Annotated in this window: 9 protein-coding genes; 6 read left to right on the forward strand and 3 right to left on the reverse strand. The window is 63.9% G+C overall.

The window, feature by feature from the left end:
• The 5 genes from ACFE99_RS21660 to ACFE99_RS21680 all read left to right on the forward strand — a co-directional run.
• Positions 1-556, forward strand: a 556-nt coding sequence (locus ACFE99_RS21660; protein ID WP_375488449.1) for a GMC oxidoreductase, incomplete at its 5' end; no start/stop codon positions are given.
• 240 nt (positions 557-796) lie between these two features.
• On the forward strand, positions 797-1,084 hold the full coding sequence (locus tag ACFE99_RS21665) for a TetR/AcrR family transcriptional regulator (RefSeq protein WP_375488450.1): 288 nt from the start codon (positions 797-799) through the stop codon (positions 1,082-1,084).
• Positions 1,085-1,211: 127 nt separating this feature from the next.
• The gene (locus ACFE99_RS21670) at positions 1,212-1,385 is read left to right on the forward strand and encodes a hypothetical protein (protein ID WP_375488451.1); all 174 of its coding nucleotides are present in this window, start codon (positions 1,212-1,214) and stop codon (positions 1,383-1,385) included.
• A 155-nt stretch (positions 1,386-1,540) separates the two neighbouring features.
• Positions 1,541-1,789 (forward strand): hypothetical protein, encoded by a 249-nt coding sequence (locus tag ACFE99_RS21675; protein ID WP_375488452.1) that lies wholly within the window; start codon positions 1,541-1,543, stop codon positions 1,787-1,789.
• 140 nt (positions 1,790-1,929) lie between these two features.
• Positions 1,930-2,502 carry a hypothetical protein gene (locus ACFE99_RS21680; RefSeq protein ID WP_375488453.1) on the forward strand — a complete coding sequence of 191 codons (573 nt, stop codon included), beginning with the start codon at positions 1,930-1,932 and terminating at the stop codon, positions 2,500-2,502.
• Positions 2,503-2,680: 178 nt separating this feature from the next.
• On the opposite strand, the gene ACFE99_RS21685 is transcribed toward ACFE99_RS21680, so the two are convergent.
• Genes ACFE99_RS21685 through ACFE99_RS21695 form a run of 3 tightly spaced genes read right to left on the reverse strand, consistent with a single transcriptional unit; the run spans position 2,681 to position 5,686 of the window.
• The gene (locus ACFE99_RS21685) at positions 2,681-3,445 is read right to left on the reverse strand and encodes an SDR family NAD(P)-dependent oxidoreductase (protein ID WP_375488455.1); all 765 of its coding nucleotides are present in this window, start codon (positions 3,443-3,445) and stop codon (positions 2,681-2,683) included.
• 1 nt (position 3,446) lies between these two features.
• Positions 3,447-4,655 (reverse strand): amidohydrolase family protein, encoded by a 1,209-nt coding sequence (locus ACFE99_RS21690; protein ID WP_375488457.1) that lies wholly within the window; start codon positions 4,653-4,655, stop codon positions 3,447-3,449.
• Positions 4,656-4,666: 11 nt separating this feature from the next.
• A complete protein-coding gene (locus ACFE99_RS21695; protein WP_375488459.1) occupies positions 4,667-5,686 on the reverse strand; it encodes an LLM class flavin-dependent oxidoreductase in 1,020 nt (339 codons plus the stop codon).
• A 146-nt stretch (positions 5,687-5,832) separates the two neighbouring features.
• On the opposite strand from ACFE99_RS21695, the gene ACFE99_RS21700 reads away from it, so the two are divergent.
• Positions 5,833-6,054: hypothetical protein (locus ACFE99_RS21700; protein WP_375488461.1), on the forward strand; the 222-nt coding region annotated here is incomplete at its 3' end.

The following is a 6,054-nucleotide window of genomic DNA, read 5'->3' on the forward strand; positions in this document are numbered from 1 at the left end:
ACCCCGTCCGGACGCGCAGATACTGATGGCCCCATTTTCGGCCGCACCCTATGAAGCCGGCAAGGAGCTAGGGTTGGAGCGCGAGCCGGGCATCCAGGCGATCGGATATGTGCTGCGCCCCGACAGCGAGGGCTATCTGGCGATTACATCGGCGGATCCGGCCGCACCACTGGACATCGAGCCGAATTTTTTTGCCACCGACCATGACCGCACTACTGGCGTTGCGTTGTTCAACACGATGCGCCAATTATTCAGCCAGGCACCCATTTCGAAGTATCTGGTGCGTGAGCTCACCCCGGGACCGGAGGTCAGCAGCGCCGACGCGATCATCGATGCGGGGCTGGAGCTGGGATATTGCGGCTATCACGCGGTGGGCACCTGCGCAATGGGTCCGGCCGACGACGACGTGGTCGACTCATCATTGCGGGTGCGCGGTGTCGACAACCTGCGCGTGATGGACTGCTCGGTGATGCCGACGATGGTCTCGGGCAATCTCAACGGCCCGGCGATGGCCATGGCCTGGCGTGCCGCGGATCTGATCCTGGCGGCCCGGTAACGCCCGATACCGCAGCACTTTGAGTCGGGTTATCAACCGGCGCGCTGATTTCCCATCGCCGACAATGATCTAGTCGGCCGGGCTCGCATCTGCGGCTCGGGCCCTTCGGTCGCTGCCATGGCCCCTTGGTATTCGAGCCGACTGGATGCCGTCGCATCGGTCGGCCGGCGTGACCCGGGATACTGGACGGGCCGATAAGGAGTCTGACCACAGTGGTGAACGCTGTTTACTATACAGCGTATGGTTGGCCGGCCGAAGGTCCGCGCGCAGCGGCTTGACGAGCAGTCCATCGTGGAGGCCGCGCTGCAGATCGCGCGACACCGGATGGCCGACCTGACGATGCGCTCACTGAGCGAGCGGCTGCAGGTCTCGGTCGGCGCGCTGTACAAGCACGTCGCCGGACGCGAGGCGCTGGTTGAGCTGGTGGTGGAAAAGATCTTGAGTCAGGCGCCACCAATGTCGCCGGATTGCGGAGATGGCTGGTTGGCGCTACGGGCTCAGGTGCTGGGACTGCAGGCTCTAAGTTGATAAGTACCCGGGCCTCGATGAGGTCATCGTCGCCCACTCGCCGAATTCAGCGAAAGCCAACGACCTTCGCCGCGAAGGGATCGCCGCCCTTACCAGCCAAGGCCTTACGACCGAAGAGGCGTTACGGGTGTACCTCGCGGTGACCTACTTGTGGCTGGGGTCGCGGGTAGCGGTGCGAGGCCGCACCCGCAACAAGACCGACATCGACACCTTCGCCTTAGCACTCGACATTCTGCTGACCGGTTTGAAGCGGGAGATCGCCGAATCACGCCAGTGCCAACGCATCAGCGAACGGGCATGACATCTGCCCATGGCAACATCACACGAATAGGAGCGCTGTCGATGAAGTCACGAATGGCGGCAGTTATCGGCTTTTTCATCCTGGCCGCGTTGTGGGCGGCCACCATCCTGACCGTCCAGGCATTCCAAGTATTTCACTACCGGTAGGAGGCAGTCATGCATGACGCTGTGCGTCTCGTCGGGATGATCGTCGCCGATATCGCGATCCTGGCGGTGTGGTGGTTTCTGGGGAGTCGGCTCGTGCCGGCCGAACAGGCCCCGGACTCGGCCAACGCCGAGACCGAAAAAGGCGTGCGGACACTGCACAGAATTCTCACGTACATCTGTTTGTTCCTGCTGGCAGGTTTGATCATCGAATGCACGACGATGTTCCCGGCGATACTGGTGAGGTTCGGATGGTCATAAGACACTCATCGCCGAATAGGCCGGGTTCAGCCTCGGCGTCGGCGACACAGCCGCCGTCGCCGGGTGAGTCGGAAAGTAAAGCGCGCTGGGTCGAGCCGGCAGACGGCTGGCTGGCCGCGGGCATCTTGCTTTGCGGGACAATGATAATCGGCCCGCTCGGGACGATCCCCCTGATCGTCGGGCTCGTCAAGTTGTGGCGGTCGGTCAGGGCCGGCACCAATGTGCGTCCCTGGGCAGCGACCGTTATCGGCACGTTCTGCATGATCGACGGGATGATCAACTTCCTGCCGTGGTCGCTGGACACGTTCGCGCACAACACCGTTGTCGGCCGCACCTTCATCACCGGCTACGGACGATTCTTCGACGGCGCGTTCTACTTCAAGTACAACACCGGAGCGCTCGGCGGTGTCGAGAACCATACCGAAAAGATGTGGCAGCTGCTGGCCGTTTTCGTCTTGATGCCGATGCGCACGGTGAGCGCTTGGGCTTTCCTGCAGATGAAGACGTGGGGGCTGCACTTCATGAAAATATCGGGCTGGCTGTATTTGTTCTTGTGGGTGGGCTACACCATGGCGATGAGCCTGGATTTCCCCGTGCGCATGGCCAACTCCGAGTTCGGCATGGGGTGGTGGCTGTTCAACCTGTTCTACCTGTCGCCGATGTTCGTGCTGCCCTACCTCTACACCGTAGACAAGCGCCAGTGGAATCGATGAGTGAGGAAACCGGCCGGCCGAGTGGAAATCTCGCTGCATAAAGACTCAACGGTACCGCGGGCAACGACCCGGCCGGCGACAGCTTCACGGGCCGCACAAATCACCCCGAGACATCCACGGACACGGCGGTCAGTGCCCGGCTAGGCTGCCCCAAGAAACCAGTAACGGGGAACACCGTCTAGTTGCGCATGTAGGCGCCGCCGGAGACGTTCACGATTTCGCCGGTGATGTGGGCCGCCCGTGCTGACGCGAGAAACGCTACCAGTTCGGCTATTTCGTCCTTGTCGGGCAGTGAGCCCAATGGGCCGAGTGTGTCGGGACGCTCACGTAGCTCCGGGTGGTCCATCACGAACTTGGTGCCCTCCACCATGCCCATGCTGACCGTGTTCGCCCGGATGCCGTACGGCCCGCCCTCGTGTGCCAGGCAGCGCGTCAACGTGTTCAAAGCGCCCTTGCTCACCGCGTAAGGCGTCTCAAGGCCGGCGCCGCCGACATCGGGGGCGTAGCTGCCGATGTTGATCACCACACCCCGACCGCGCTCGCGCATGCCAGGAAACACCCGGCGTGCCAGATACCACGGCCCGTTGATGTTGACGTCCATGACGCGATCCCAGTCGGTGGGCTGGTAGTCGAAGATCGAGCCGAGGATATTCACCGCCGCGTTGTTGACCAGAATATCTACCGCGCCGAACCTTTCGAGCACCTGGTCAACGACATGGTCGATCGCGCTACGGTCACCTGCGTCCATCGGATAGCCGACGATCTGCCCGTTCGGATAGTCTTCGGCCATCGCCTTGGCTACCTCGCGGGTGCGGCGCTCGTGAATGTCGGTGAGCACCACCCGCGCTCCGCCGACCGCGAGCCGCCGCGCGACCGCCTGACCGATACCAAGCCCCGCTGCCGCTGTCACCAGCGCCACCGCGCCGTCGAACTCGCTGCCCACGTCAAGCCTTCAACAGTTCCAGGCCGTTGTCACGGCAGAACTGGCGGCGCCGCTGCTCCCCGAGCCCTTCGACGCGCCAATACATTTCGGCCGGCTCGCGCAACCCTTCCGCGTGTGGCCAGTCCGATCCCATCACCAGCGCATCGGTGCCGCCGAGTTCCTCGGCGAGCGCGACGGTGTCGTCCTCCGGATAGGGCACCACCCGCACATGCTGCTTGAAGATCACGCTGGGCCGCTCTTTGAGCGGTCCCCCCAGCCACGGACCAAGTCGGGCCATGCCGCGGCTTTTGTCCATGTGACGGATGAAGTGCGGGACCCACGACGCACCGAATTCACTGACCAACACCCGAATGTTGGGGAAACGGCCGAACAGGTTGTCGAAAATCAGCGCGGACAGCGTGTCGGTGATGGGCCGTTCGCCGTAGCTGTTTTGCCACTGCCACGCGGAAAACTGGAACGGCGGACCGACTTTCCAGCCCCAGTCCGCGGCCACGGTGCGCTGATAGTAGAACTCCGTGATGTGGTAGCAGACAACCGCTTTGGATTCGTTGATGCGCGCCCAGAACGGATCGAAGTACGGATCGCCCGGGCTGCGCCCGTATGCCGGGCCGGCCGGTAGATAGATGAACCGGGCGCCGGCGGCCAACACACGATCGAGCTCGGCGACTGCGCGGTCTAAGTCGCGCAACGACAGCATCGCCGGGGCGTAGATGGTGTCCTGGTAGCTAAAGCCCCAATCCTCGTCAATCCAGCGGTTGAACGACTCCAGATTGTCATAGAGCGGATCGATGCCGTCGAGGAACTCCTCAGCGAACAGCGCCCACCCGCCCGGGTACATGATCGACTTCTCGATCTGCTGCTCTTCGAGCTGCTTGAGCCGGGCATCCTTGTCGAGGTATTCCGGCTGCATGGACTCGAAGAACCGCTCGGCGTCGGCGGGGTCGCCCGAGGAGCGCTTCTTGAGCATTTCGGCCAACGAGCCGGGCACATACGCTTTGTCGAGGTCTTGTTCTTTTTCGAACGCAGTCACGATGCGCTCGTTGGCCAGCAGCGCCTTATGACCGCTGGGCAGCACGATCGGCCGCACCGCGGTGTCGAGCTTGTCCTTGGGCATGTAGCGGGTGAAACAGTCCTGGGCTTCATAGGAGTGCTGGTCGAAGTCGAGCAGCTTGTACGGCAGGGTGCCGACGCTGTTCGGGATGATTGCCATCGTCGTGTCCTCTACTTCACTTGCATTGGTGTACTGGGTTGTTCGCGATCGCGCGCTGAGCCGACCCGCAGCAGCGGCGCTAGCCGGGTGCAGATCGTCTGGATGTTGCGCATCACGACGTCCTCACGCATGCCGCCGATGGATGCCCACAGGAACACAGTCCGCACCGGCGCGCCGGCGGTGTAGGCGCGGATTCGCTCGGCCACATGCTCAGGCGTGCCGTAGGTGAACGAGCCGAGCGGGCCCGGCCGCGGCGAGTTGATGAGCCGATCCACATCGACGGGCTTCGGCGCCGCGGCGTCGGTGCCCTCGACCATGTGCCGGCGGTATGAATTCAACTGGTAGGCAAGGTGTTCGGAGACCATCGGCCAGTCACCTTCGGGGTCATCGCTCGCCCAGGCCTGAAATCCACCGGCCATCACCCCGGCTGTAACCGGGTGGCCGGCCTGGGCCAGCCCCTCGGCATACGGTTCCCACAGCGCGGCGTCGGCCGACAGCAGCCGCTCCCCCAACAAACCGGCCCGGCGCGCGCCTTGTGGGCCCTGGTATCCCAGCCAGATCGGCATCGGATCCTGTACCGGTCGCGGCCGCACCCCGCCCGGGCCGAACAACTCACGAAGGCGCCGCGCGGTATCGTCGGTCTGCCGGTAGCGCCCCTTCAGCGATGCGCCGAACAGCTCGAACTCCGGAACCCGGTAGCCGGTACCAATCCCCAGATCCAGGCGGCCATCGGATACCAGATCCACCACCACGCTTTGTTCGGCGATCTCGGCGGCCGGCCGCAGCGGTGCGATGAGGATCGCGGTGCCCACCCGCATGCGCTTCGTGCGTGCCGCCACGGCAGCGGCCATGGTCAGCGGGCTGGTCAAGTGGTCGTCGTCGAACAGGTGATGTTCGGAGAACCACGCCGACGAGGCGCCGAGCCGCTCGGCTTCCTGGCACGCCTCGATCGTGAAGCCGTAGAGCCGCGACGGGTGCTGCCGCCATTGGGCGGGATTGCGCAGGTCGAAGTAGACGCCGACGTCCATCATGGCCGCGTCAGAGCACCCCACGTGTGCTGGCTGTCGTTGAGCGCTTCGGCCATATCCACCTCTTCTCCCCGACCCGACACTACCTTACGCTGTAAGGTTAGCCGTAGCCAGTAGGTCCAGCCGCCAAATTGGAAAGGCACCGGGAATTGACCGAGGTGAACACATCCGACGAGCTGCTCACACCGCAGAGCCTCTCGGCGCTGATGCGGTCGACTTGGACATGGGACGACCGCGCGCTTCGCCGCGACCTAGCCGCATTGTTGGTGGACCTCGCAGCCGCGCGCGCCGCCGCGGCGAGCAATGCTGCCGACCATGCCGAAGTCCTGCGCGGACGGGCCCTGGGCTCAGCGGCTGAATTTCTCGCGGCC

This window comes from uncultured Mycobacterium sp., assembly GCF_964249325.1.
Classification (GTDB): Bacteria; Actinomycetota; Actinomycetes; order Mycobacteriales; family Mycobacteriaceae; genus Mycobacterium.